This is a genomic window from Arthrobacter sp. SLBN-83, assembly GCF_006715285.1.
GTDB lineage: Bacteria > Actinomycetota > Actinomycetes > Actinomycetales > Micrococcaceae > Arthrobacter.
Map to the genome: position 1 here is coordinate 837314 of NZ_VFMX01000001.1, position 24508 is coordinate 861821.

The window sequence follows — 24508 nt, forward strand, 5'->3', positions numbered from 1 at the left end:
CACGGGCCCGCTTTCGTCTTAACGGCTATTTGGCCGGGGAGGCGCCCTTCTGCGCGTTGCCCGGGCTTCCGCCCTGTGTCTGGCTTTGGGGCTGACCCTGCCCCGCATTGCCCGTGGAGCCTCCCGGCTTCTGCGCGCCGGCAGCCGTTGGGCCTGGTGCCCCGGCTGGAGTGCTGGCTGCAGGGGGTTCAGCCTTCGCCGCTCCCTGCGAGCCCGGTGCTGCCGGAACTCCATCGCCGGCCGGTCCGGCGGTGTCCTTTGCGCTGCCTGACCCATTGCCCTGTGCAGGTATCCCGGGTGCACCGTTCCCCCCGCACTTCGCTGGACCGGTTTCGGCGTCGTGCCTCAGCGGGGCGGTGCATGGCGGGAAGTTTCCGGAAAGGCCTGCAGGACCCCGCAGGAGCCGGGAGGCAAGATTCGTGGGGTCGGCAGCCCCGCCGGGAGCAGCGGTCGATGCTGGCTCACCGTCCGCCGCCACTTCAGGGGCACGGTAACCTGCACGTGTGCCCCCGGCACCTTCCCCGGCGGCGGACGCGTCCGCGGCCGGCCGGCTCCACGGCGCCCATTCCTCCAGCAGTTGCCTGATGGCGTTGCCCTCAGGGGCGGTGGTGCTGGCAGCAACCCCGCCGACGCCGAGTCCCATCCCGGCCACCAGCACCAGGCCCAGCGCCGTGGGGCGGTGGCGGCGGCGACGGCGGGCAAGTTCGTCCCGCGGCGGGACCACTGGCTGCTCCTGCGGCTCACCTGCAGTAAGCAATGCGGCCAGCTCCCCGGTGGGAGCGGGTACGGGCAGCGATGCCATGGTGCCCAGCGAGAGCAGGGCGTCACGGAGTTCCGCGTCCTGGCCGCAGCCCGCGTCCTGGAGCATGTCGTCCACAAGGGCGGCGAGGTTATCCGAGGCGGATGTCATGGCGTGAGATACTCCTTCACTGCCTTAAGTTCCCGGAGTTTGAGCAAGGCGCGCCGCTGGAGTTGTTTTACCGCACCGGCGCTCTTATCCATGGCTTCCGCTGTCTGTTCTATGGAAAGGCCGCCCACCAGCCGAAGCGACAGCACTTCCCGCTGGTCCTGGGGCAGTCCGTCCAGCAGCCCAAGGACTTCCCGGGGCGAGATGCGCTGCAGGGCTTCCTTCTCCGCAGAGGTATCTTCGCGCTGGTCGAGTTCGGGCTCGAAGGACAGCTTGGCGGGAGTACGGCTCTGGCGGCGGTGGTCATCCACCATCCGGGCGTGGGCAACGGAAAAGATGAATGTCTTAAGCCCGGCTTCTCCTCCATGGACGGTGTCGAGCCTGGGCAGCACCGAAAGGAACACTTCCTGCATGGCGGCCTCCGGATCCTCGACTCCCCGGGCGGTGAGATAGCCCAGTACCTGTGATGCGTATGTCCTGTAGACGAGGCTGAAGGCAGCGGTACCGGAAACTGGTTGCTCCGGAGCCTCGTCTGTGTGTGCATCGGTCACTGACGTAGTGCTTTCCGTCAAAGAGGGTGTTGGCAAGGCAAGCGCTCAGTACATCCGGAACGCTGGCCCCACTCTACCCTCCGGTAACCAACCTGCCGGAACGCCACGGTGCCGGGGTACGGGCCGGTGCGGAGTGAGGCCGGGGAAGCTACCCACGGGGAAAGATAAAAGAGCCGGCCTGGAACGTGATGGGGGACAGGTTCCAGACCGGCACTTCATAGGGGTAATCGCCAACGCTGCCGCAAGGGTTACGCGTTTTCAGAAAAACTTCCAAAAGTTTTTTCAGCGGGCTGCTGCCCTGGTCCACCGCGGGGACGTGGCCTGCCGCCGGGGCGACTTGGCCGGCGCGAATGCGTGCAGCCTGGCGGGCATGCGCTCTTCGCCGCAGACGGGTACGACGGCGGCCGGCGGCTCCGCGGCACTGGCGGCAGCTTCCGCAGCGGGCGGGGTTCCGGGACGGTTTACCGCTCCGCCGGGACGGGTCACGGCTCCAGCCGGGCACAGGTCGGTGACCAGGCCTGTGCCGGCACATTCCCGTACCGCGGCGATCCCGGCTGCCACCGATGCTTTATCTTCGTACGGACCGGAGATCGCGACGACTGCTCCGTCAGGGGCCAGGAGCCGGAACCGAAAGAAGGAATCGGCGTCGATGAATGCTTCGAATTTTCCGGCCATGACAGTCCTTCCTTGGGCACCAGGGGGTACTACCGAGTGTGGCTGCCGCGCCAACCGCCTCACAAGACCGGGAGCGTTAAGCCTGTGTAAATTGCTTCCACCCCAGTCCCAAAGCAAACGGCAGGCCACCCGCAAGGGTGGCCTGCCGTCGTCGTCATCCTGCGCTCGCCGCGCAGGTTAGTCGTTGATGAGGTCGTTCACCACGATGGTCTGGTCCCGGTCCGGCCCCACGCCGATGGCGGAGAAGCGGGTGCCGGAGAGCTTTTCCAGCGCCAGCACGTAGTTCCGGGCATTCTCCGGCAGGTCCGCAAGGGTGCGGGCGCCGGTGATGTCCTCGGTCCAGCCGTCGAAGTACTCGAAGATTGGCTTGGCGTGGTGGAACTCGGTCTGCGTCATGGGCATTTCGTCGTGCCGGACACCGTCAACGTCGTAGGCCACGCACACGGGGATCTGTTCGATGCCGGTCAGTACGTCCAGTTTGGTGACGAAGTAGTCCGTGAAGCCGTTGACGCGGGAGGCATGGCGGGCCAGGACGGCGTCGTACCAGCCGCAGCGGCGCGGCCGGCCCGTGTTGACGCCGAACTCACCGCCGGTCTTCTGCAGGTACATGCCCATCTCGTCGAAGAGTTCCGTGGGGAATGGGCCGGCGCCAACACGGGTGGTGTAGGCCTTGATGATGCCGATGGAGCGCGAGATCCGGGTGGGGCCAATGCCAGACCCCACCGACGCGCCGCCGGCGGTGGGGTTGGAGGAGGTCACGAACGGGTAGGTGCCGTGGTCCACGTCCAGGAAGGTGGCCTGGCCGCCCTCCATCAGCACCACTTTTCCTTCGTCCAGGGCGGAGTTCAGGACCAGGGTGCTGTCGATGACCAGCGGGCGGAGCCGCTCAGCATAGGACAGGAAGTACTCCACGATCTCGTCCACCACCACGCTGCGGCGGTTGTAGACCTTGACCAGGAGTTCGTTCTTCTGGCGCAGCGAGCCTTCCACCTTCTGGCGGAGGATGGATTCGTCAAAGACGTCCTGGACGCGGATGCCCAGCCGGGCCACCTTGTCCATGTAGGCGGGGCCGATGCCGCGGCCGGTGGTGCCGATGGCACGTTTGCCGAGGAAGCGTTCGGTCACCTTGTCCAGGACCTGGTGGTACGGGGCCACCAGGTGTGCGTTGGCGGAGACGCGCAGTTTGGAGGTGTCGGCGCCGCGGGCCTGCAGGCCGTCGATCTCCTGGAAGAGGGCCTCGAGGTTCACTACACAGCCGTTGCCGATGATGGGAACGGCGTTTGGGCTGAGGATGCCCGCCGGCAGCAGCTTGAGTTCGTACTTTTCACCGCCCACGACGACGGTGTGCCCGGCGTTGTTGCCGCCGTTGGGCTTGACGACGTAGTCAACACGGCCACCCAGCAGGTCGGTGGCCTTGCCTTTTCCTTCGTCGCCCCACTGGGCTCCTACGATCACAATTGCTGGCATGGGATCCTCCCCCATTCGTTCGGGCTGCCCGGGTTTGCCACGAGGTGGCGGGCCCATGCAGCGCCGTTCATGAGAATGCCCCGAACATACCGGCCTTCACGCGGCCGCAGCACGGCACGGCGAAAGAAGAGTCCCGGGGCTCTTACCACCCAAGTTTAGCCGATGGGGCACTTTGTCCATTGTTGGCCCGCCGCGGCCCCTTATGCGGGAAGGGCCGCGGCGGCCCTGGTCAGAACCGCCGCGGCGCGCCGGTGCTGCTACTCGTCCTCCGCCTCCCCTGCGGGCCGGGACGTCTGCTCGGCGAGCGTGTCCCAGAAGGAGGTGTCGGCGTCGGCAATGGAACCGTCCGCAATGGCGGCGGCGGTGGACGTCAGCGTGGTGACCGTCTGCTTGATCAGGTAGCCGTTGCTGCGCTGGCCCAGCGCGTAGCCGTCCAGGTAGTGGTCGGACATGCCGCGCATCTCGAAGAGCAAGGTGGCGATGCCGTATTCCACGGAGATGCCGTTGCGGCTGATGGTTTCGGCGCTGCCGCCCTGGTACTTGCCCAGGTGGCCCCAGCCGGTGGAGTCGACGTTATTGAAGACCACGGCACCCAGCTGCTTCGACTTTTCGACGACGGCGGGATCTGCGTTGGGGGTGGTGGGGTACAGGATGGAGCCGGAGACCAGCTTGCCGTCACGCTCAGCACGGGTGCCCTGGTGGTGCAGGTCAATCATGTAGTCGATCCGGTACTTGCGCATCACGTTGTTGTGCAGCGCCTGGGTTTCCGGCTGGACCTTGGCCACGTGGTCGCGGTTCAGGTCCACGCCCTCCGCGTTGTAGCGGGTGAGGTGCCGGTCCCCCTTGGCGAGGTAGTTGTCCAGGGAGAAGTTCACGTCCCCCATGGCGCCATCGGCGTTGAGCATTGGCAGCACCAGGATGTTCACGCCCTTGAGGATGTCCGCCGATTTGCCGGTACCCAGGTGCTTGATGACCTCCATGGCACCCTCGGTGGTGAGCTGCTCGTTGCCGTGCTGCTGGGTCAGGTAAAGGATGGTGGGCTTGGCCGGATCGGAAATGTACTTGACCAGGTGGATGTCGCGGCCCTTCACGGTCCGGCCGATGACTTCCAGTTCCATGGCCGGCTGCTTGGCGTCCTGGTCCTTCAGGAAGGAAACCATCTGGTCATAGGTGGCCAGTTTCGTTGTAGTGATCTGGCCATTGCCGTCATAGCCGGGTCCTTCGCCCACCGCGTTTGCCAGCGGTGCCGGTCCCGCCACGACAGCGAGCGCCAGGGCCCCGGAAAGGGCAAGGTTCCTGAAGGTTTGCAGGGATTTGTTCACGCTGCGGTACCTCTTCTTTGAGTGTGATGTGGTGCATGCGAGTGGGGCAGCCAGCCGTCATTTCCCTCATTTGGCTGTGACAAGAGCCAACCAAGCTGGACAAAGTCTGTCAATACGCTGGACGAATTCTGTAAGGCACAAGGAGCCGCTCGATGGATGATTATTTTGGGCGCCAAGGGAAGCCGCCGAAATAAAGCGTGCAGGACTTGCCCGGACGCGGGCTTCTCGATTTAAGTGAGAGGGAACCATCCGGAGCGGCCGAGAGACCTGGCTCGATGACGCCGCAGCAACCACGGATCAGCAGATTTGTTGCTGCCCGAAGGTGCTACTGCCAGGACCGATGGAAAGAGAGATTCCAGCATGTCCCTGAACACTGACCACATCCGCGTAACCCACGCCGGGTCCTTGCCCCGAACCCCGGAACTCATTGCCGCCAACGCCGCCAAGGAAGCCGACGGCATCTCCCCCGAATTCCTTGAGCTCCTGGAGGCTTCGGTGGTGGACATCGTCCGGCGCCAAAAAGACCTGGGCATCGACATCCCCAACGACGGCGAATACGGCCACACCATGTCCAGTTCCGTGGACTACGGCGCCTGGTGGAACTACTCGTTCTCCCGACTCGGCGGCCTGGAGCCGACCAATGTTGACCGCTGGGCCGACTCGCAGGTGCACCGCTCCTCGCCGGGCCACATCGTCCTGACCTCCTTCCCGGACCGGCGGGACCGGCAGGCGTTCAACGAGGCGTACAACGATCCCTCCTCGGGCATCCTCACCCACCGCAAGAGCGTTGCCCAGCCCAAGATCGCCGGCCCCCTGACCTACACGGGCCAGGACCTGGTGGCGTCGGACATCAGGAACCTGAAGACGGGGTTGGCTGCCGCGGGCCTCTCCGACGGTTTCGTGGCCTCGCTCTCCCCCGGCTCCTGCGCAAGGGTGGCCAACGAGTACTACAAGTCAGACGAGGAACTGGTCTACGCCTGCGCCGACGCCATGCGGGAGGAATACAAGGCGATCATCGATGCCGGCCTCACCGTGCAGCTCGATGATCCGTCACTGGCCGAGAGCTGGGACCAGATCAACCCCGAGCCCTCCCTGGAGGACTACCTGAAGTTCATCCAGCTGCGTGTCGAAGCCACCAACTGGGCCCTCCGGGATCTTCCCCAGGAACAGATCCGGTTGCACGTCTGCTGGGGCTCCTGGCACGGCCCGCACACCACGGACATCCCGTTCGCGGACATCATCGGGTCGGTGCTGCAGGTCAATGCCGGCGCCTACTCCTTTGAGGCCGCGAACGTCCGCCACGAACACGAGTGGCGGGTCTGGGAGGACACCAAACTCCCGGAGGGCAAGGTCATCATCCCCGGGGTAGTCTCGCATGCCACGAACGTGGTGGAGCACCCGGACCTGGTGGCGGACCGCATTGTCCGCTTTGCCGACGTCGTGGGCAGGGAAAATGTTATCGCCTCCACCGACTGCGGCCTGGGCGGCAGGGTCCACCCGCAGATAGCCTTTGCCAAGCTGGAAGCACTGGGCGAGGGCGCCCGCCGCGCCACCAAGCGCCTCTGGTAAACGGCCGGCCGTGCCGCCGCGCCGGCTGTTCCTTCCGTCACCGGAATGGGGCAGCCGGCGTTTCGCTTCCGGGGGCTTGCTAAACTGGAGCAGGCCGGCGAGGTCCGGCCCACCCCAACCAACCGCTGCTGATGCGTCGCGCCTCCCCGCGCCCTCATCCGGCCGCGGCAGCAACGCCAATCCCCGCAGGAGAACCAGCACTTCATGACAGCCCTGGCCCCCGAAACTTTCCACGAACAGCTCATGAGCCGCCGCTACGAACCGAGCGTTGCAGCCGTCAACGAACTGTGCGATTCCCTGCAGGAGGCCAAGCCCGGAACTGTGGTCCCCTACGTCGACCCCATGCACGACGTCGAGGAATGCCGCATTATCAGCCTCTACTCCAACATCGGCGAGGCAGATCCCTCCGGTTTCATCACCGCCGGAGACCAGGACGCCGCCACCCGTATGCTGGGCATCCAGTGGAAGCTGGGACTGCGCCCCGAGTTCGTGATGCCGTGGAACGTCCACCCGTGGCACGTCCCCGGCGAAGCCAACGGCAAGTTCACCCCGGACCAGGTCCAGGCCGGCCTGAAGCCCCTGCTGAAGTTCCTGGCCCTGGTGCCGCGTGCATCGGTCATCGTGGCGCACGGCACTGAAGCCAACCGCCTGGCAAACCTGCTTTTGAAGACCGAGGTCCCCCTGCTGTGGCGCCGCGGCCTGAAGACCTACAAGGTCCGCTCGCTGAGCGGCCGCGCGTTCGCCGGTTCCCCTGCACGCCAGGAGGAGTTCCTCGAGGACATGCGCACGGCCTACGCAGACGCCATGGCCCGCACCGGCATCGCCCGGAAGGCCTAGCGGACCAACGCGCGACGGCGGGTGGTGACTTTCACCTGAAAGTCACCACCCGCCGTCGTCATTTAAGCACGTGGCGCTTCACTTGCCCTCGATGGCCGCTTTCGCCTTGGGATCCGAGTCGTTGAGGAACTTCTCGATCCGTTCCGGCTCGTCCGCCTCGCCAATGGCCGAGGACGCCCGCCCCAGGGAGTAGAGCGCCCGCAGGAACCCGCGGTTGGGCGCGTGCTCCCATGGGATGGGTCCCACGCCGCGCCAGCCGTTGCGGCGCAGCGCGTCCAAGCCCCGGTGGTAGCCCACCCGTGAGTAGGCGTAGGAGTCGATGGTGCGCCCTTCCGACCATGCTTCCTCGGCCAGGATGGCCCAGAGCAATGAGGAGGTGGGGTGCTTTTCAACGAGGTCCAGTGCTTCGTGCCCGGCCTCCAGCTGTGCGTTGACCTCGGTCTCGGCGGGCAGGAGCGTGGGCTCCGGCCCCATCAGGTTCCGGCGGAACTCGTCCGACATCTAGAAGGTCTTTCCGGCCGAACCGAGCTGCTTGGTGGCTTCCACCACGCGGGCTGCCAGGCCGGCTTCGGCGGAGGCGCCCCAGACGCGGGGATCGTAGGTCTTCTTGTTGCCCACTTCGCCGTCCACCTTCAGGACGCCGTCGTAGTTCTTGAACATGTGGTCCGCCACGGGACGCGTGTAGGCGTACTGGGTGTCGGTGTCGATGTTCATCTTGATCACGCCGTAGGAGACGGCGTCAGCGATTTCCTGGTCGGAGGAGCCGGAGCCGCCGTGGAACACCAGGTCGAACGGGTTTTCCTTGCCGATCTTGGCGCCCACCTGGGCCTGGATGTCCTTGAGGATCTCCGGGCGGAGCTTGACCCCACCGGGCTTGTAGACGCCGTGGACGTTGCCGAAGGTCAGGGCGGTGATGTAGCGGCCGTTCTCGCCGGCGCCCAGGGCGTCGATGGTGGCCAGGGCGTCCTCAACCGTGGTGTACAGCTTGTCGTTGATGGCGTTCTCCACGCCGTCCTCTTCACCGCCGACGGTGCCGATCTCCACCTCGAGGATCATCTTGGCAGCAGCGGTGCGCTGGAGCAGGTCGCGGGCGATGCGCAGGTTCTCCTGCAGGGTCTCCGCGGAGCCGTCCCACATGTGCGAGTTGAACAGCGGGTTGCGGCCGGCCTTGACCTCGGCCTCGGAAGCCTCGAGCAGCGGCAGGACGAAGCCGTCCAGCTTGTCCTTGGGGCAGTGGTCCGTGTGCAGGGCGATGTTCACGTCGTAGTTCTTGGCAACCTCGCGGGCGAACGCCGCGAAGCCCAGGGAGCCTGCGATCATGTCCTTCGTGGAGGCGCCGGACCAGTAGGCTGCGCCGCCGGTGGAAACCTGGACGATGCCGTCCGACTCGGCCTCGGCGAAGCCACGGAGGGCAGCGTTCAGGGTCTGCGAGGACGTGACGTTCACGGCCGGGTATGCGAAGCCGCCCGCCTTCGCGCGGTCGATCATCTCGGAGTAGATCTCTGGGGTTGCAATGGGCATGCTGGCTCCTCTGCTGAGTTTCGTCTGTGGGTGGAAGACCCTCAAGTAGACCGCTTACGGCTTGGCACCATCCTAGCCATTAGCGGGCCGGGAGTGCTCTGGGTTACGCCCCCACGTGCTGGTTGAAGACGTGCCGGCGGATCCAGGCGTGCATGGCGATGGCCGCGGCGGAGGCGGCGTTGATGGACCGGGTGGAGCCGAACTGCTCGATGGACAGGGTGGCGACGGCGGCCTGGTGGACTTCCGGGGTCAGGCCCGGCCCCTCCTGCCCGAAGACCAGCACGCAGTCCCGCGGCAGTTCGTACGTTTCCAGCGGCACCGAGTCCGGGAAGATGTCGATTCCGATGATCGCCAGCCCCTCCCCCTGCGCCCAGTGGACGAAGTCCTCGACGGTGGGGTGGTGGCGGACGTGCTGGTAGCGGTCGGTGACCATGGCACCGCGCCGGTTCCACCGCCGTCGTCCGATGATGTGCACTTCCTTGGCGAGGAAGGCGTTGGCGGTGCGCACCACGGTGCCGATGTTCAGGTCGTGCTGCCAGTTCTCGATGGCCACGTGGAAGTTGTGCCGCCGCGAGTCCAGCTCGGCAACAATCGCCTCGTGCTTCCAGTACCGGTACTTGTCCAGGACGTTCCGCCGGTCGCCGTCAGCCAGCAGGTCGGGGTCCCAGTGGTCGCCTTCGGGCAGCTCGCCTTCCCAGGGCCCGACGCCGACCTCTGCCTTTGCGGGTTCGGCTTCCCCGGGCTGGTGGTCGGGTTCGTCTGTCATGCCGGGCGTTTGGTTCACCCTTCAACACTAGACTGGGTTCTTCGGGCAACCATCACAGGCGGAGGCAGGCATGGCAGAAGCAGACGAGGTAACAGGCAACCCCGCGGTTTACCGCAGCGGCCAGGAAATCGAGTGCTGGCTGACGGACATGGACGGCGTCCTGGTCCACGAAAACCAGCCCATCCCGGGGGCCGCGGAGCTGATCCAGCGCTGGGTGGATACCTCAAAGCGCTTCCTGGTGCTGACCAACAACTCCATTTTCACGCCCCGGGACCTCGCCGCCCGCCTGCGCGCGTCGGGCCTGGAGATTCCGGAAGAGAACATCTGGACCTCCGCCCTCGCCACGGCCCAATTCCTGAAGGACCAGGTGTCCGCCGCGGGCGCTGAATCCGGCAACCGCGCCTACACCATCGGTGAGGCGGGGCTGACGACGGCGTTGCACGAGGCCGGCTTCATCCTCACCGACCAGAACCCGGACTTCGTGGTGCTCGGCGAGACGCGCACGTACTCTTTCGAAGCGATCACCACCGCCATCCGCCTGATCCTGGCCGGTGCCCGGTTCATCGCCACCAACCCGGATGCCACCGGCCCCTCCAAGGACGGGCCGATGCCCGCCACCGGCGCTATCGCGGCCCTGATCACCAAGGCCACCGGCAGGGAACCCTACATTGTGGGCAAACCGAATCCCATGATGTTCCGTTCGGCGATGAACCAGATCGACGCCCATTCAGAAACCACCGCCATGATCGGCGACCGGATGGATACGGACATCATCGCCGGCATGGAGGCCGGACTGCACACGGTCCTGGTCCTGAGCGGCATCACGCACAAGGACGACATTGCCGCGTACCCGTTCCGGCCCAACCAGGTGCTGAACTCGGTGGCGGACCTGAAAAACCAGATCTAGAAGATGCTGACCCGGGAACCGCCCCGGGGCAGGGGGAAGTACTCGTCCAGCAGTTCCTTCACCAGCGGCCGGTAGATCTGCGGATTCCAGCCCGGGCTGGCGTGGGCGGGGGCAGCACCGGTGGTCTGCAGGTTGCTTGAGACCATGTTGTCCTTGAACACCACTGACCATGTCTCGGATGCGGTCTCGTAATCCACGGTCCCGTCCTTGGGATTGCCGATATAGGCCATCTTGGCTGTGCCGAGATGGCCGGCAAACTGGCTTCCCTCGAAGTGGTAGATGTAGGCGGACTCCGTCTGGACCAGGACATTGGACGGGGCAATCGGTGACAACTGCTCCAGCGTCTGGTTCAGGATCTGTCGCCAGCTCCGCTCGTCCTTATGGATGATCCGCTCCCCCAGTTCATAACCGCCGCGGAGGGTGGACGGGAACCTGACGCCGCTCTCGTAAAGGAACACCACGCCGTCGAACCAGCTCTGGTCCAGGACGTCGTGGGCACTGTAGGGGCTGGAGTCCAGGAGGATGAACTGCGCCTGGACTCCCTGCAACGCCAGCAGCCGCGCAGCCACCTGCGTTGCCAGCATGCCGCCGAAGCTGTGTCCGTAAAAGAACAGCTTGGTGATTTTCTCCGCGGCTATGTAGTCAGTGATTGCGTTAACCACCTCGGTGATGTTCAGGCCCAGGTTGGAGTACCCGACGGCGGCGAGCCGGGCCCGCTTGTTCAGGGCGCCGCGCATGGTGTTGAGGATCCACTGCGCCTCTTCCCAGCTGGTTTTGTAACCCGGGAACAGGAACCAGCTGGCGTCAGGGTAATAGGCGTCGGCGAAGTCATCGGCAACAGTCAGGATCCTGGTGCTGCGGCGCTGCGACTGGACTTCGCGGGTCACCAGCATGTCTGCAGCCAGAAGTCCGGACGCCCCGGCACCGGCCAGGAAGCTGCGCCGCGAAAAGCGCTTCAGGGCAGCCGCTTCCACCAGCAGCCGGGCGTCTGGGACCCAGCGCCGGCCCTGCGGACTTACCTCCCCCTCATACGGCACCCTCCTACCGTAAGCCCACCGAAAGTGGCCACTGCAACCGGTGCAGGTAACCGTTTGGTGACGGGAGGGTCAGCTGGCGGCCTGCCCTTCCGCGGCCGGGAACGGCGCGTGGGGTTGCTGCCGGCGGCGGAGGATTTCCAGGCCGATGTCGTTGTAGCGGCCCAGCAGGTCAGCGCCGTCGGGGGCTTCCGGGGTGTCCAGGAGCGCGAAGACCGAGTCACTTGCCTGGAGCAGTTCTTCGTCCGTGTATTCGGTCAGCGGGCGGCCGTACAGTTCCTCGATCCACATGACGGGCAACTGGGGGAACTCGCCGGCAAACTCGCCGCCGGGGAAGAGTTCACGGACGTCGTCGTCCATCAGGAGCGGCTGGCGGCTGGCGGTGTCCTCCGGGGCCCAGTCGTGGGCGGGGGGCGCGAGCTGAAGGCCCACTGAGGCGGAAGGAACACCCAGCAGCGAGTTGGTGGCGATCGCGTTGAGATCTGTCCGCAGCCCTGCCAGCGCTGAGGATTCAATGAGCTCGGCCTGCGAAAGATCAACGCAGATGCGGCAGCGGATGCCCATTCTTCGGACACGCCGGATGATGTGGACCAGTTCAGCACGGGTGCCATGGTGAAGGGTCCCCCGGACTTCAATCCGGACGATGTCGGCAGGGACATCCAGGTTAACGAGTGCGTCTAATGCGCGGTCCATAGGTACTCCAAAAGAGGTCTATGGCCGACGGCTCAACCTCCGCAAGCGTAACCCCCGTGGGAGCCCCCGCACAACCTGCCCTTAGGCGCCGGGGCCCGACCCGACCTTCCCCGGCTCCTGATAGTAGGTGCGCGCACCGGGACCGCCCACCGAAGCAACCAGTGACTTGGCGATATCCCGCAGCTTGGTGTTGCTGTTGCTGGACGCCTCGGTGAGGATTTCGACGGCGGCCTCCTGGCTGCAGCGGTTCTGCGCCATGACGATGCCCACCGCGATGTCGATGATGGTGCGGGATTCAAGGGTGGCCTTGAGGTTGATCGCGCTGTCCGCGTGCAGCGAGAACCTGACGGCCAGGCGCAGGGCCTGTGAGATCTCCCGGGTGAAGTCCCTGGCCCTCTCCGCAGCCCGGCCATCGAACTTGTGCGGGAAATCAGAGTAGAGGTTCAGGGCTGCCCTGGCTTCGCCCTGCAGGTGGAAGGGCAGGGAAAAGACCGAGCGCAGGCCATGGGAGGCAACCGCAGCGGCATAGTCCGGGCCCCACCGGTCCTCCTCCAGCAGGTCCGGAACGTAGACTTCCCGTTCTTCCTTCGCCGCAGTCAGGCACGGACCTTGGGAAAGGGAGTACTGGATTTCGTCCACTTCCCGGGCCGAGGGGCTGCTCCATCCAATGGTGGCCGCCTTGCGATCCCGGAGCAGTGTGATGCCGCACAGGGCGTCGTCGCCGTCCCCTGCCATCTGGTGGGCGGAGAACCGGGCGAGTTCGTTGAGGAAATCCTCGAAATCAGCGCTTTCCAGGATCAGGTTCTGCACCTGGTCGGTTGCGCTCAAGGGCTGTTCTGGGGGGAGCAAAATGCATGGTCTCCAAGCAACTGAAAAGTGTTAACGCACATCATAAATCAGCGCGAATGGAGGCTCCAAGTGCATTGGCCAGTCCAAAGCCGGCAAGCTGCCCTGCGCCTGGTTCGGTCAGGATGACGGAGCGGGGATGCGATCCGCGCTTGAACCACCCGGACGACAGTGCGTGCTGGGTGAAAAGATCCGGCAGCACGCCGGCGGCATGGTCAACACGTTCGGTCCAGTCCAAGCACGGCCGGACCAATGGGCGTGCCGGCTTGTGGGGCAACCGCAGGCCAATCGATTCCGCCCAGTCAAACCCGGCCCCGCTCACCTCCCAAGCCGGGGTGATGAACCCATGGGATTGCCACAGGGCGGTCAGTTTGACCCCCATCGCCCCGGCCAAATGCTGGTAGCAGGTCCGGCCATGTTGCAACTCCTGCTTATGCCTGCCGCCGCGGTAGGTCGAGGGAACTCCTGGGCCGGGCGAAGGACTGAGCCGGACCATGGCTTCGATCGCGTCGGCTACATCCTGGTTCTTCAACCGTACGTAACGGTGCCGCCCCTGGCGCACTTCGTCCAGCAGGCCTACATCGACGAGGTGGTTCAAATGCGTGGTGGCCGTGCCCTTGCTGATCCCCGCGCAACCGGCAAGTTCCGAGGCCGTCCAGGCGCGGGCATCCATGAGGGCGACCAGAATCCGCGCCCGCGATGCTTCTCCCATCGCCCTGGCTATCAGGGCGAGGTCCTCAGCCCAATACGATGTCATGCAGCTATCCTGCCCGGCGGACAGTTTGTCCGCCCTCAAACCTTCCTCCGGGAAGGATGAACGGATGTTCACAACGATTTCCCCGAGCGTGCACTACTTCGGATCCCTGGTGGCCCTGCTGACCACCAGCAACCCGGATGGAAGCACCAACATCACGCCCATTTCCTCCGCGTGGTCACTGGGAGACCACTACGTCCTGGGGCTTAGCTCCCACCATCAGGGATACCGGAACCTGATCCGCACCGGCGAGGTGGTGCTCAATCTTCCCGAGGAATGCATGGCACCGGCCATCGAGCGGATCTCCATGACCACGGGCAGTGACCCAGTGCCGGCCGTGAAGGGCAGCAGCTACCGCACCGAGCACGACAAATGGGCCGTGGCGGGCTGGGACCCGTTGCCGGGCCTGCGGACCGCCCCCCAACGGATTGCGCAATGTCCCATCCATATCGAGGCGACCCTGGACAATTCGTGGCCCTTGGAAGCCGGCCTGCATGCAATCCATGTGCGCGTCCAGCAGGTGCATGTCCGCGATGACCTGGCGCTAGATTCTTCCCATGTGGACGTGCGAACCTGGCGGCCCATGTTCTATACATTCCGCCACTACTTTGGGAAAGGAAGCCATCTTGGCCAAAACGTAAGGGCGGAGCAGCGGCTCACCGCTCAACCCAGCGGCCCGTCCGGCCGCGGGACCTAGTCCAGCCCCAGTTCGTCCTTGCCGAACGCGAACAGGTACGGCACGCCGGTTTCGGCTTCGATCTTTTCCTTGGCACCGGTGTCGCGGTCCACGATCACGGCCACTGCCACCACGTTACCGCCGGCCTTCCGGACGCCTTCGACTGCCGTCAGCGCGGAACCGCCCGTGGTGGACGTGTCCTCCAGGACCAGCACCTTGCGGCCCTCTACGGAGGGGCCCTCCACCTGGCGTCCCATGCCGTAGGACTTCTGCGCCTTGCGGACCACGAACGCGTCAACGGTGCGGCCGGCGTCAGCGGCGGCGTGCATCACGGCGGTACCCACGGGGTCGGCACCCATGGTTAGCCCGCCGGCGCACTCAAAATCGATGCCGGCGTCGTCCGCGAGCGCCAGCATGACCTGGCCCACCAGCTTGGACGCTTCGTGGTGCAGCGTGATGCGGCGGAGGTCGATGTAGTAGTCGGCCTCCGCTCCACTGGAAAGGATCACCTTGCCGCGGACCACGGCGAGTTCCTTGATCAGTTCGAGCAGTCGGGCGCGGGCAGCCGCGGTGTCTACCGCAGTGTCAGTGGGCGAAGTCATGGCTTCAAGTTTAGTGGGTGGGCGGACCGTGAGCGGGCGCGCAAACCCCGGCGCATGCTCCGGGCGCGGTCCCAGCGCGATGACGCGCGGGAGGACGCGCTTTACCACGGGGTTGTGGCGCAGGATGAAAAAGATGGCACGCTGTATCGCAAACCTGCCACCTACCCCCTTGCCTGACAGCGTGTCACTGGACAGCCTCCCCTCGAAGAGCGGAACGAACACCACCCGGTGCATGATGCGCTGCACGGTCTGCACCACCACCGTGGGCATGCGGCGGCGGCGCTGGATCGCGGCAAGGGTCTTGGTGCGCACGAATCCCCGGCGAAGGTCCGGAGCCAGCCGTTCCGCGGCCGCCACTGCGTCCTGGATGGCAAGGTTGATCCCCACTCCCCCGGCGGGAGACATCGCATGCGCCGCGTCCCCAATGCACAGGAAGCCGTCCACGTACCAGCGGCGCAGGCGGTTTAGTTTGACGTCCAGCCAGTGCAGGTCCTCCACGCTGCGGATGGAATCGACGCGGTCCGCGAGGTCCGGGCGGAGAGCCGCCACCCGCTGCCGGAACCGGTCCACACCGTTGGCCCGAATCCCGGCGTCGGAGCCCTTCGGCGCGAGGTATCCCATCTGGTAGTACTTGGTGCGGTTGAGCGCGATCATGGCATCCCGGTGCCCCAGCGCGGGCACCACCCCAGCCACCTCGCCCTTCTCCGAGGCGCGGCGCGGAAGCCTGAACCACCAAACGTCGAAAGGCACGGGATACTCCTTGGTCCGCATCCCGGCCGCCTGGCGCAGCACCGAATGCCGTCCATCTGCGGCCACCACCACGTCGGCGTGCAGCACCTGCTCACCGGTGGCTCCGGCCCTGCGGCAGCGCACTCCGGTGACCCGCCCGCCGTCGAACTCCAAACCCGTTGCTTCGGTCTCCAGGAGCAGCGTGAACGTTGGTTCCTCCGCGGCCGCGGACGCGAGGAAATCCAGGAAGTCCCACTGGGGCATCATGGCCACGTAGTTGTACGGCGGTTTCAGGGAATCGAAGGCGGCAAGGGTGACCAGGCCGGCGCCCGGGACCGGGACGGCGACATTGCTTAGGCGGCTTTGCGGCAGGGCGCGGAACCCTGCCCCCAAACCCAGTTCGTCGATCAGCCGGACGGTTGAGGCATGCACCGTGTCACCGCGGAAGTCACGCAGGAAATCGCGGTGCTTTTCCAGGACCGTTACGTGCACCCCGGCCCGGGCCAGCAGCAGGCCCAGCATCATCCCCGCCGGGCCCCCGCCCACCACGGCACACCCCGTCCGCTTCATGGCATTACGCTACGCCCCACAGAACCCTCGTGGAACAGTTGAGGGTTGTTGACAGCGCTGGCTAGGCTGGACCACATGCGCGAACTCCAGGCCAAGATCATTGAAGAAATGGGCGTTCAGCCCCGGATCGATCCCGCAGGGGAGGTGCGCAAACGCGTTACGTTCCTGAAGGAATACCTGAAGGCCACCGGCACCAAGGGCTTTGTCCTGGGCATCTCGGGTGGGCTGGATTCATCCCTCGCGGGAAAGCTTGCCCAGCTGGCAGTCGATGAGCTTGAGGCCGAGGGCGTCGAAGCCAATTTCGTCGCCGTCCGCCTGCCCTACGGCGTGCAGCACGACGAGGAAGACGCCCAGGCGGCCCTGGACTTCATCAAGGCCAAGACCGAATGGACCTTCAACATCTCCGCGGCCGTGGACGGTTTCGAGGAAGAGTTCGAAAAGACCGTGGGCTCGGAGATCTCCGACTTCCACAAGGGCAACACCAAGGCCCGCACCCGCATGACGGCCCAGTATGCGCTGGCCGGCGAGTTCAATTACCTGGTGCTCGGCACGGACCACGGCGCCGAATCCGTCACGGGGTTCTTCACCAAATACGGCGACGGCGGCGCGGACATCCTGCCCCTGTTCGGCCTCAACAAGCGGCAGAACCGGGCCCTGCTGGCCGAACTGGGAGCGCCGGCGCGCGTTTGGGAGAAGGTCCCCACCGCCGACCTGCTCGACGACCGGCCGGGCCGCACCGACGAGGACGAACTGGGCATCAGCTACGACCAGATCGACGACTACCTCGAAGGCCGCGAGGTTCCGGGCGCTGTGGCCGAGTCGATCGAGCAGAAGTACCTGCGGACCCGCCACAAGCGCACCGTGCCGGTGACCATCTTCGACACCTGGTGGAAGGAAGAAGGCCCGGAGGAGCCCCGCGCGGGCCTGTAGCCTTTGCTTCTGCTGATTTTCCCCACCATTGGGGAGTACGACGGCGGGCCGTGCCGAAAAAGCGCGGCCCGCCGTCGTCGTTCCAGGCCAAAGCCGGGGAGACTCAGCGGGGGCGCCGCCCGCCGTCGCCTCCCCCGCCCAGCTGCTGGGTAATCCGGTGCGCTTCCGCCATCAGCAGGCCGCCCAGTTCCTCCTGCCGCTCGGGCTTGAAGCGCGGCTCGATGCCGGTCAGGGACAGCGCCCAGGCAGGCTTCCCGGAACGGTCAAACACGGCGGCACCCATCCCCCAGCTTCCCTCCAGGACCAGCCCGGGGTTCACCGAGTAGCCGGCCAGCCTGGTGCGGGCCAGGTTCTCCCGCACCAGCTGCGGAGTGTGGTTCGCGGCGAAGGCTCCGGCGTGTTCGTTCCAGTGGCCCAGCAGTTCCTCCTGCTCGCTCTTCGGCAGGAACGCCAGGATGGCGGTTCCGGCCGATGCCACTCCCAGCGGGAACCGGACGCCCTCGTGCAGGACGAAGGAGCGGACCGGGAAGCTGCCTTCCTCACGCAGCAGGCAGACCGTCTCCGCCCCGCGGCGGATCGAGAAAAAAGCGCTCTCGCCCGTGGCCTGTGCCAGCCGGCGCAGGCTGGGCCGGGCGATGTCCTCCATGGGAAACCGGGCCGAAGCAACCGACCCCATCAACAGGACTTCCGGGCCCAGCACCCAGTTGCCCGTCACCGGGTCGTGGTCCAGAAGGCCTTCCGCCGCCAGTGAGGCCAGGAGCCGGTGGACCGTGGGCCGGGTGAGGCCAGATTCCCGGACCAAGCCGGCAAGCGGCATTCCTTCGGCGCTACGCCCCACCAGCCGCAGCAGCCCGGCTATCCTCGCCACAACCTGGGCACCCTGAACCGGCGCGGCTGCCATAAAACCTCCCAATGTCCACAATATGGATGCTTTCGATCCTACTGTCCATACTGTAAGGCCTGCCACAGTGATTCTTGACACTCTCGGCAAGGCACCCGTAGTCTCCAAACTCAGATCCAGGCGTCCACTTGGTGGACGCCGTCGCTCTCAACGAGGAGACGTCATGAAGAAACTCCAGGCTTCAGCCGCTGCCGCCCTGGAAGGGGCCCTGCAGGACGGCATCACCTTCGCCGTCGGCGGGTTTGGCCTGAGCGGCATCCCAGCCGACCTGATCGAAGCCGTCCGGGACTCCGGTGTCCGGGACCTCACGGTCGTATCCAACAACATGGGTGTGGACGGCAAGGGCCTGGGCATCCTGATTGAGGCGGGCCAGGTCCGCAAGGTGATTGCCTCCTACGTGGGCGAAAACAAGCTGTTCGCCGAGCAGTACCTCGCCGGCAAGCTCGAGGTGGAATTCACCCCGCAGGGCACCCTCGCCGAACGGCTCCGCGCCGGCGGCGCCGGCATCCCGGCCTTCTACACCAAAACCGGCGTGGGCACCCTGGTTGCCGAAGGCAAGCCGCACGAGGTGTTCGACGGCGAAACGTACGTCCAGGAGCGCGCCATCCTGGCCGACGTCGCACTGGTCCACGCCCACACCGCGGACACAGACGGCAACCTGGTCTACCGCTACACCGCCAGGAACTTCAACCCCGTGGTGGCAACGGCAGGGATCCTCACGGTCGCCGAGGCGGAAGTGGTCGTGGAGCCCGGCCAGCTGGACCCCAACCACATCGTCACCCCCGGCGTCTTTGTCCAGCGGCTGGTCCAGGCAACGGACCGGGTCAAGGACATCGAGCAGCGGACCGTCCGGCAGCGCGCCGGACTTGTCCCGGCCTGACCGCCACCGCCCCAGACCCCCGCCGTCCAAAGGGCGCCGCGCCCCAAGCCACTACTCAATGGAGAGCTATACCCCATGACCACCATGCAGTTGAACCAGCAGGATGTCCGCCAGAAAGGCTTGGCCCGGATGGCTGAAAAGCTGGCAGGGTGGACGCAGAAGTGGTTCCCGGATGCCTATATCTTTGCCTTGGCGGGCGTACTGCTGGTGGCAATCGCGGCGCTGGCCATAGGCGCCTCACCCAAAGCCGTGGTGGATTCCTTCGGTAACGGGTTCTGGGACCTCACCGCGTTCACCCTGCAGATGGCCATGGTGGTCCTGACCGGTTACGTCGTGGCGACATCCCCGCCGGTGGCCCGGCTGATCGACCGCCTGGCGCAGGTTCCCGGCTCCGCCCGATCCGCCGTCAGCTTCGTAGCCGTCATGTCCATGTCGGTGTCATTCGTCAACTGGGGATTGAGCCTGATCTTCGGCGGTCTCCTGGCGCGTGCGGTTGCCCGGCGCGCCGACCTCCGCGTCGATTACCGGGCCCTCGGCGCGGCGGCCTTCATGGGCCTTGGCGCAGTCTGGGCCCTCGGCATGTCCTCCTCCGCCGCCCAACTGCAGGCGACCAAGGCGTCCATCCCGCCGGCACTGCTGAAGATCACCGGCGTCCTGGACTTTGGAACCACCATCTTCACTTGGCAGTCCCTGCTGACACTGGCCATCCTGATGCTCCTGACCACCGTCATCGCGCACTTCTCGGCCCCGACGGGAGCCGGCGTCAAAACGGCAGCCGACCTCGGCGTCGACCTCGATGACCAGCCTGAACCGCCGGCCGCACAGTCCCGGCCCGGCGAATGGCTTGAATACAGCAGGGTCCTGCCCATCCTGGCCGGGGTCCTGACCCTGGGCTGGCTGGTGTCCCAACTGCTCACCCTGCCCATCCTGAGCGTTGTCAGCTCGCTCAACGGCTACCTGCTGGTGTTCCTGATGCTGGGGCTGGTGCTGCACGGAACGCCGCGCAAGTTCCTCCAGTCAGTCACCAAAGCCGTCCCTGCCACGGCAGGAATCCTGGTGCAGTTCCCGCTCTACGCCGCCATGGCCGCCATCCTGACCAAGGCCACCGGCGCCGGCGGCCTCTCAGTATCGGAGCATCTGGCCCACTTCTTCACCAGTATCGGCGGAAACGGCGGGTTCGCCGTGATCATCGCCATCTATACGGCCCTACTGGGCATGTTCGTCCCCTCCGGCGGCGGAAAGTGGCTGGTGGAAGCACCGTATGTCATGCAGTCCGCCACGGACGTGAACATGAACCTCGGCTGGACCGTGCAGATCTATAACATGGCCGAAGCCCTGCCCAACCTCGTCAACCCGTTCTTCATGCTGCCGCTGCTGGCGGTCCTGGGCCTGCGCGCCCGGGACCTGGTGGGCTTCACCTTCCAGCAGTTCCTGTTCCACCTGCCGGTGGTCCTGCTGCTGGCCTGGCTGCTGGGGATGACGTTCGAGTTCGTGCCGCCGGTAATACCCAACTGAGTCAGCTAAGAGATTAAGGAGAAACCCCATGGGATGGACCAGGGATGAAATGGCCGCCATCGCGGCCGAGGAACTGAACGACGGCGACTACGTGAACCTGGGGATCGGCATCCCCACGCTGGTGGCCAACAACCTGCCCGAGGGCGTGCGGGTGGTGCTGCAGAGCGAGAACGGCCTGCTGGGCATGGGACCGTTCCCGTACGAAGGCGACGAGGACGCGGACCTGATCAACGCCGGCAAGCAGACCGTCACGGTGCTGCCCGGCGGGAGTATCTTCGATTCCGCCACCTCCTTCGGCATGATCCGCGGCGGGCACGTCAAAGTGGCCATCCTGGGTGCCATGCAGGTCTCCGGCAACGGCGACCTGGCCAACTGGACCATCCCGGGCAAGATGGTCAAGGGCATGGGCGGCGCCATGGACCTGGTCGCCGGGACCCCGCGCGTGGTGGTCCTCACCGAGCACAACGCCAAGGACGGCACGGCCAAGATCGTGCGCGAATGCAGCCTGCCATTGACCGGACTCAGCTGCGTGGACAGGATCGTCAGCGACCTCGCCGTCTTTGACCTGCACAAGACGGACGACGGCGTGCGGCAGCTCACGCTCACCCGCCTGGCTCCGGGGGTCACGGTGGAGGAGATCCGGGAGAAGACCGAAGCCGACTTTGAGGTCCGGCTCGAGAATGAGGAAGTGGCGGCATGAGCCTGAAGGAACAGTTCGGCAAGGACATACTGCTAACCGGCTGGGGCCACAGCCGGTTCGGCAAACTCGCTGAGGAAACCCTCGAGTCCCTGATCGTGCAGGTGTCCAGCGAGGCCATCGGCAACGCCGGGATCGAGCCAGGCCAGGTCGACGAGGTCTACGTGGGCCAGTTCAACTCCGGCATGATGCCGCTGGCGTTCCCGTCCTCACTGGCGCTGCAGGTTTCACCGGACCTGGCCAACGTCCCCTCCACCCGCGTGGAGAACGCCTGCGCCTCGGGCTCGGCCGCGTTCCAGCAGGGCACCAAGTCGCTGCTGGCCGGGACCGCGAAGACTGTGCTGGTCATTGGTGCCGAGAAGATGACCCACGCCGGCGCCGACGTGGTGGGCTCGGCCCTGTTGGGGGCCGACTACGACATGGCCGGCAAGCCTTCCACCACGGGCTTCACCGGCCTCTTCGCCGAGGTGGCCAAGCACTACGAGAAGCGTTACGGCCCGGTGTCCGACGTGCTAGGCACCATCGCGGCGAAGAACCACCGCAACGGCGTCGACAACCCCTACGCCCAGCTGCGGAAGGACCTTGGCGAGGAGTTCTGCCAGACCGTCTCGGACAAGAACCCGATGGTGGCAGATCCCCTGCGCCGCACGGACTGCTCCCCGGTCTCCGACGGCGCTGCCGCCGTGGTGCTCAGCGTGGCGCCCACGGGTGGTGCCACCGCACCGGTGCGGCTCGCCGGCTTCGGCCAGGCCAACGATTTCTTCCCCACCGACCGCAGGGACCCCACCGCCTTCGCCGCTACCCGTGCCTCCTGGCAGCGCGCCCTGGGCATGGCCGGCGTTGGACTGGAGGACCTGGACTTCGCGGAGGTGCACGACTGCTTCACCATCGCCGAACTGCTGATGTACGAGGCCATCGGCCTGGCCGAACCCGGCCAGGGCGCCCGCGCGGTGAAGGAAGGCTGGGTCTTCAAGGACGGCAAGCTTCCCATCAACGTCTCAGGCGGCCTTAAAGCCAAGGGCCACCCTGTGGGGGCCACCGGAGTCTCACAGCACGTCATCAGTGCAATGCAGCTCACCGGTACCGCCGGCGACATGCAGTTGGCCGCTCCCCGGAGGGCAGCCGTGCAGAACATGGGCGGCGTGGGCATCGCGAACTATGTCAGCGTGCTTGAAGCCGTCTGAAAGCCTGCCCCCGGAGCTGGTTCGGGTTACAAACTGGCTTGGGCTGGCGGCCGGCGTACCCGTGGTGGTGCGCCGGCCCGGTTGTTTCCCGGCCGGCGGGTGCCTCAGGCACGACTGGCCGGACTCCGCGGCGAAAGCGCGCCGGAGACGTCGCAGATTGTGGACACCGTGGTTGCTCCGGTGATTTATCGGATCCTTTTCAACCATGAATCTGCGGCGGATTTGATGGTCCAGGACCGGATTGGCCGGTTGCGGGGCGAAGGGCCGGCACACCCCGTACAGCCGTAGAGTCAGTCAAAGGCCCTGTTGAGAGCACTTTAGACAACGCTTTATGGCATATACCCTTGCACCGCGGCCCTGCGCCCCGTACGTTTGGGGACAGTGGGGGATTACCTCCCGCGCACTCCGGGACGATCCCCGGGGAGAGAATCAGAGTCACATGAAGGAATGCAGCCATGGCAACAGGCACAGTTAAATGGTTCAACGCCGAAAAGGGTTTTGGCTTCATTGCCCCCGATGACGGGTCCGCTGACGTTTTCGCCCACTACTCGGCAATCGCCACCAGCGGTTACCGCTCCCTGGACGAGAACCAGAAGGTCGAATTCGATGTGACCCAGGGCCCCAAGGGCCCGCAGGCTGAGAACATCCGCCCGCTCTAAGTCTTCGGCGGCCTCCGGCAACTGCCGGGACCCCATCCAGCGGCCCCTTCACCCACGGTGGAGGGGCCGCTGTTTTCATGCCCAGGCTGTTGGGCGCCCCTTCGCTTCTACAGTTTGGGATAATTAAGGCATGAGCGCTCAGCACCAGGACAGGGATCCGTGGGAGGAGTTCGACTCCCTCGGGCCTGCCGCGCCGGACCGCGTTCCCGGCCAGCCCGGCGGGGAGCCGCACGGGTTTGGGTTCCGGACCGGCGTCCGCAGCGCCCGGGTGGCGCTCGGCTTCGCCGTTTACGCACTGGCCCTGGGCACCATCCTGGCCTTGACCGGGTGCATCGTCTTTATCACCCGGCAGCAGTGGCTGCTGATGGGCCTCATGCTGCTGTTCGAGGCGATCTTTATTTTTGCGTTTACGCGGCTGGTTGCCCAGGTCAGGCACCGCACGCCCCGCGACCGCCACGCCAGGTAACCCGGCTGAACGCCTGCCGGCCATCCGGCGTTGACCTTGACGCAGCGTCAAACCTTAGGCTCGAACCATGGAAGAAACGGCAGGTCGCGGGGGACGGGACTGGTCCATCCAGGAGGTGGCCAGGATCGCAGGCACCACCAGCCGCACCCTGCGGCACTACGACGACATCGGCCTGCTGAAGCCCAGCCGGGTGGGCAGCAACGGTTACCGCTACTACGACGGCGGCGCCCTCCTCCAGTTGCAGCGCATCCTTTTGCTGCGGGAGCTGGGCCTGGGGCTGCCGGCCATTGCGGAGGTCTTCCACCGGCAGGCCGGTCCCGTTGCGGCGCTCACCCGGCATCTCGAGTGGCTGGACCAGGAGCAGCAGCGGTTGGCCCGGCAGGCGGAGTCCGTGCGGCAAACCATCGAAACAGTGAGGGCAGGAGGCCAGCTGATGGCAGAGGACATGTTTGAAGGCTTCGACCACACCCGGTACAAGGATGAGGTCGAGGAGCGTTGGGGCAAGGACGCTTATGCCACGTCCGATGCCTGGTGGCGCGGCATGGCTGCTGCGGAAAAGCAGGAGTGGAAGTCGAAGGCGGAAGAGCTCAGCAGTGACTGGAGCGCGGCAGCGGCCGCCGGAGCCGCGCCGGACGGGCAGGAGGCCCAGGACCTGGCACGGCGGCACGTGGCCTGGCTGCAGTCCATCCCCGGAACCCCCGCCGCCGGCAACGGAGACCTTCGCGGGTACGTCCTCGGCCTGGCGGACATGTACGTCGCGGATCCGCGGTTCGCTGTGAATTACGGCGGGATGGAGGGCGCGGGCTTCGTCCGGGCAGCGCTGCGCAGCTTCGCCGACGAGTCCCTGTAG

Annotated in this window: 26 protein-coding genes, 1 pseudogene and 1 riboswitch; of the genes and pseudogenes, 12 read left to right on the plus strand and 15 right to left on the minus strand. The window is 65.8% G+C overall.

Going from position 1 to position 24508, the window contains the following annotated elements; all coding sequences use genetic code 11:
* Nucleotides 1-25: 25 nt before the first annotated feature.
* The 5 genes from FBY30_RS03710 to FBY30_RS03730 all read right to left on the minus strand — a co-directional run bounded on the left by FBY30_RS03710 (nucleotide 26) and on the right by FBY30_RS03730 (nucleotide 4922).
* The gene (locus FBY30_RS03710; protein WP_142131294.1) at nucleotides 26-910 is read right to left on the minus strand and encodes a hypothetical protein; all 885 of its coding nucleotides are present in this window, start codon (nucleotides 908-910) and stop codon (nucleotides 26-28) included.
* On the minus strand, nucleotides 907-1458 hold the full coding sequence (locus tag FBY30_RS03715) for an RNA polymerase sigma factor (RefSeq protein WP_142131295.1): 552 nt from the start codon (nucleotides 1456-1458) through the stop codon (nucleotides 907-909). The genes FBY30_RS03710 and FBY30_RS03715 overlap by 4 nt, the downstream gene beginning before the upstream one ends.
* 282 nt (nucleotides 1459-1740) lie before the next feature.
* Entirely contained in the window at nucleotides 1741-2133 is a 393-nt protein-coding gene (locus tag FBY30_RS03720) for a YegP family protein (RefSeq protein WP_142131296.1), read from the minus strand.
* Between the two features lie 177 nt (nucleotides 2134-2310).
* Nucleotides 2311-3600, minus strand: a complete 1290-nt coding sequence (locus tag FBY30_RS03725; protein ID WP_142131297.1) for an adenylosuccinate synthase — start codon at nucleotides 3598-3600, stop codon at nucleotides 2311-2313.
* Nucleotides 3601-3857: 257 nt separating this feature from the next.
* Nucleotides 3858-4922, minus strand: a complete 1065-nt coding sequence (locus tag FBY30_RS03730; protein ID WP_142131298.1) for a M14 family zinc carboxypeptidase — start codon at nucleotides 4920-4922, stop codon at nucleotides 3858-3860.
* 242 nt (nucleotides 4923-5164) lie between these two features.
* Nucleotides 5165-5269: riboswitch (SAM riboswitch) on the plus strand.
* A gap of 13 nt (nucleotides 5270-5282) precedes the next feature.
* Between FBY30_RS03730 and FBY30_RS03735 the strand changes: the two genes are divergently transcribed.
* Nucleotides 5283-6491: a cobalamin-independent methionine synthase II family protein gene (locus FBY30_RS03735; protein WP_142131299.1), complete on the plus strand. Its 1209-nt coding sequence runs from the start codon at nucleotides 5283-5285 to the stop codon at nucleotides 6489-6491.
* A gap of 204 nt (nucleotides 6492-6695) precedes the next feature.
* Nucleotides 6696-7328, plus strand: coding sequence for a uracil-DNA glycosylase (locus FBY30_RS03740; protein ID WP_142131300.1), 633 nt, complete (start codon nucleotides 6696-6698; stop codon nucleotides 7326-7328).
* A 78-nt stretch (nucleotides 7329-7406) separates the two neighbouring features.
* Here the strand turns inward: FBY30_RS03740 and FBY30_RS03745 are convergent, their stop codons facing one another.
* The 3 genes from FBY30_RS03745 to FBY30_RS03755 all read right to left on the minus strand — a co-directional run bounded on the left by FBY30_RS03745 (nucleotide 7407) and on the right by FBY30_RS03755 (nucleotide 9615).
* On the minus strand, nucleotides 7407-7829 hold the full coding sequence (locus FBY30_RS03745) for a DUF3151 domain-containing protein (RefSeq protein WP_142131301.1): 423 nt from the start codon (nucleotides 7827-7829) through the stop codon (nucleotides 7407-7409).
* Complete coding sequence (gene fbaA / locus FBY30_RS03750) at nucleotides 7830-8849, minus strand: class II fructose-bisphosphate aldolase (RefSeq protein WP_142131302.1); 1020 nt, start codon at nucleotides 8847-8849, stop codon at nucleotides 7830-7832.
* A 103-nt stretch (nucleotides 8850-8952) separates the two neighbouring features.
* Nucleotides 8953-9615, minus strand: a complete 663-nt coding sequence (locus FBY30_RS03755) for a TrmH family RNA methyltransferase (protein WP_200830630.1) — start codon at nucleotides 9613-9615, stop codon at nucleotides 8953-8955.
* A gap of 70 nt (nucleotides 9616-9685) precedes the next feature.
* Here FBY30_RS03755 and FBY30_RS03760 point away from each other — a divergent pair, with 70 nt between their 5' ends.
* Entirely contained in the window at nucleotides 9686-10522 is an 837-nt protein-coding gene (locus FBY30_RS03760; protein ID WP_142131304.1) for an HAD-IIA family hydrolase, read from the plus strand.
* On the opposite strand, the gene FBY30_RS03765 is transcribed toward FBY30_RS03760, so the two are convergent.
* The 4 genes from FBY30_RS03765 to FBY30_RS03780 all read right to left on the minus strand — a co-directional run bounded on the left by FBY30_RS03765 (nucleotide 10519) and on the right by FBY30_RS03780 (nucleotide 13852).
* Nucleotides 10519-11559 carry an alpha/beta fold hydrolase gene (locus tag FBY30_RS03765; RefSeq protein WP_142131305.1) on the minus strand — a complete coding sequence of 347 codons (1041 nt, stop codon included), beginning with the start codon at nucleotides 11557-11559 and terminating at the stop codon, nucleotides 10519-10521. The two genes, FBY30_RS03760 and FBY30_RS03765, sit on opposite strands and share 4 nt — an antisense overlap.
* A gap of 69 nt (nucleotides 11560-11628) precedes the next feature.
* A complete protein-coding gene (locus FBY30_RS03770) occupies nucleotides 11629-12249 on the minus strand; it encodes a hypothetical protein (RefSeq protein WP_142131306.1) in 621 nt (206 codons plus the stop codon).
* 81 nt (nucleotides 12250-12330) lie between these two features.
* The gene (locus tag FBY30_RS03775) at nucleotides 12331-13077 is read right to left on the minus strand and encodes a GAF and ANTAR domain-containing protein (RefSeq protein ID WP_235009327.1); all 747 of its coding nucleotides are present in this window, start codon (nucleotides 13075-13077) and stop codon (nucleotides 12331-12333) included.
* A 61-nt stretch (nucleotides 13078-13138) separates the two neighbouring features.
* On the minus strand, nucleotides 13139-13852 hold the full coding sequence (locus FBY30_RS03780; RefSeq protein WP_142131308.1) for an ArsR/SmtB family transcription factor: 714 nt from the start codon (nucleotides 13850-13852) through the stop codon (nucleotides 13139-13141).
* A 64-nt stretch (nucleotides 13853-13916) separates the two neighbouring features.
* On the opposite strand from FBY30_RS03780, the gene FBY30_RS03785 reads away from it, so the two are divergent.
* On the plus strand, nucleotides 13917-14546 hold the full coding sequence (locus FBY30_RS03785; RefSeq protein WP_160141447.1) for a flavin reductase family protein: 630 nt from the start codon (nucleotides 13917-13919) through the stop codon (nucleotides 14544-14546).
* Here FBY30_RS03785 and pyrE read toward each other — a convergent pair.
* Together pyrE and FBY30_RS03790 are read right to left on the minus strand one after the other, a co-directional pair.
* Nucleotides 14543-15127, minus strand: a complete 585-nt coding sequence (gene pyrE / locus FBY30_RS20785) for an orotate phosphoribosyltransferase (protein WP_200830744.1) — start codon at nucleotides 15125-15127, stop codon at nucleotides 14543-14545. The genes FBY30_RS03785 and pyrE overlap by 4 nt on opposite strands.
* Before the next feature lie 48 nt (nucleotides 15128-15175).
* Nucleotides 15176-16426 (minus strand): annotated as a pseudogene (locus FBY30_RS03790) (FAD-dependent oxidoreductase); the annotation flags it as partial.
* Between the two features lie 75 nt (nucleotides 16427-16501).
* Between FBY30_RS03790 and nadE the strand changes: the two are divergent.
* Nucleotides 16502-17356 (plus strand): ammonia-dependent NAD(+) synthetase, encoded by an 855-nt coding sequence (nadE, locus tag FBY30_RS03795; protein ID WP_142131311.1) that lies wholly within the window; start codon nucleotides 16502-16504, stop codon nucleotides 17354-17356.
* A 103-nt stretch (nucleotides 17357-17459) separates the two neighbouring features.
* On the opposite strand, the gene FBY30_RS03800 is transcribed toward nadE, so the two are convergent.
* Nucleotides 17460-18257 (minus strand): IclR family transcriptional regulator, encoded by a 798-nt coding sequence (locus tag FBY30_RS03800; RefSeq protein WP_142131312.1) that lies wholly within the window; start codon nucleotides 18255-18257, stop codon nucleotides 17460-17462.
* 163 nt (nucleotides 18258-18420) lie between these two features.
* Here FBY30_RS03800 and FBY30_RS03805 point away from each other — a divergent pair, with 163 nt between their 5' ends.
* The 7 genes from FBY30_RS03805 to FBY30_RS03835 all read left to right on the plus strand — a co-directional run bounded on the left by FBY30_RS03805 (nucleotide 18421) and on the right by FBY30_RS03835 (nucleotide 24508).
* The gene (locus tag FBY30_RS03805) at nucleotides 18421-19137 is read left to right on the plus strand and encodes a CoA transferase subunit A (RefSeq protein WP_142131313.1); all 717 of its coding nucleotides are present in this window, start codon (nucleotides 18421-18423) and stop codon (nucleotides 19135-19137) included.
* 75 nt (nucleotides 19138-19212) lie between these two features.
* Nucleotides 19213-20652: a short-chain fatty acid transporter gene (locus tag FBY30_RS03810; RefSeq protein ID WP_200830631.1), complete on the plus strand. Its 1440-nt coding sequence runs from the start codon at nucleotides 19213-19215 to the stop codon at nucleotides 20650-20652.
* A 28-nt stretch (nucleotides 20653-20680) separates the two neighbouring features.
* Nucleotides 20681-21352 carry a CoA transferase subunit B gene (locus tag FBY30_RS03815; RefSeq protein WP_142131314.1) on the plus strand — a complete coding sequence of 224 codons (672 nt, stop codon included), beginning with the start codon at nucleotides 20681-20683 and terminating at the stop codon, nucleotides 21350-21352.
* Nucleotides 21349-22533, plus strand: a complete 1185-nt coding sequence (locus FBY30_RS03820) for an acetyl-CoA acetyltransferase (RefSeq protein ID WP_142131315.1) — start codon at nucleotides 21349-21351, stop codon at nucleotides 22531-22533. Before FBY30_RS03815 ends, FBY30_RS03820 begins: the two co-directional genes overlap by 4 nt.
* 455 nt (nucleotides 22534-22988) lie before the next feature.
* The gene (locus FBY30_RS03825) at nucleotides 22989-23192 is read left to right on the plus strand and encodes a cold-shock protein (RefSeq protein WP_009357211.1); all 204 of its coding nucleotides are present in this window, start codon (nucleotides 22989-22991) and stop codon (nucleotides 23190-23192) included.
* Nucleotides 23193-23322: 130 nt separating this feature from the next.
* A complete protein-coding gene (locus FBY30_RS03830; RefSeq protein WP_142131316.1) occupies nucleotides 23323-23658 on the plus strand; it encodes a hypothetical protein in 336 nt (111 codons plus the stop codon).
* Between the two features lie 67 nt (nucleotides 23659-23725).
* Nucleotides 23726-24508, plus strand: coding sequence for a MerR family transcriptional regulator (locus FBY30_RS03835; RefSeq protein ID WP_142131317.1), 783 nt, complete (start codon nucleotides 23726-23728; stop codon nucleotides 24506-24508).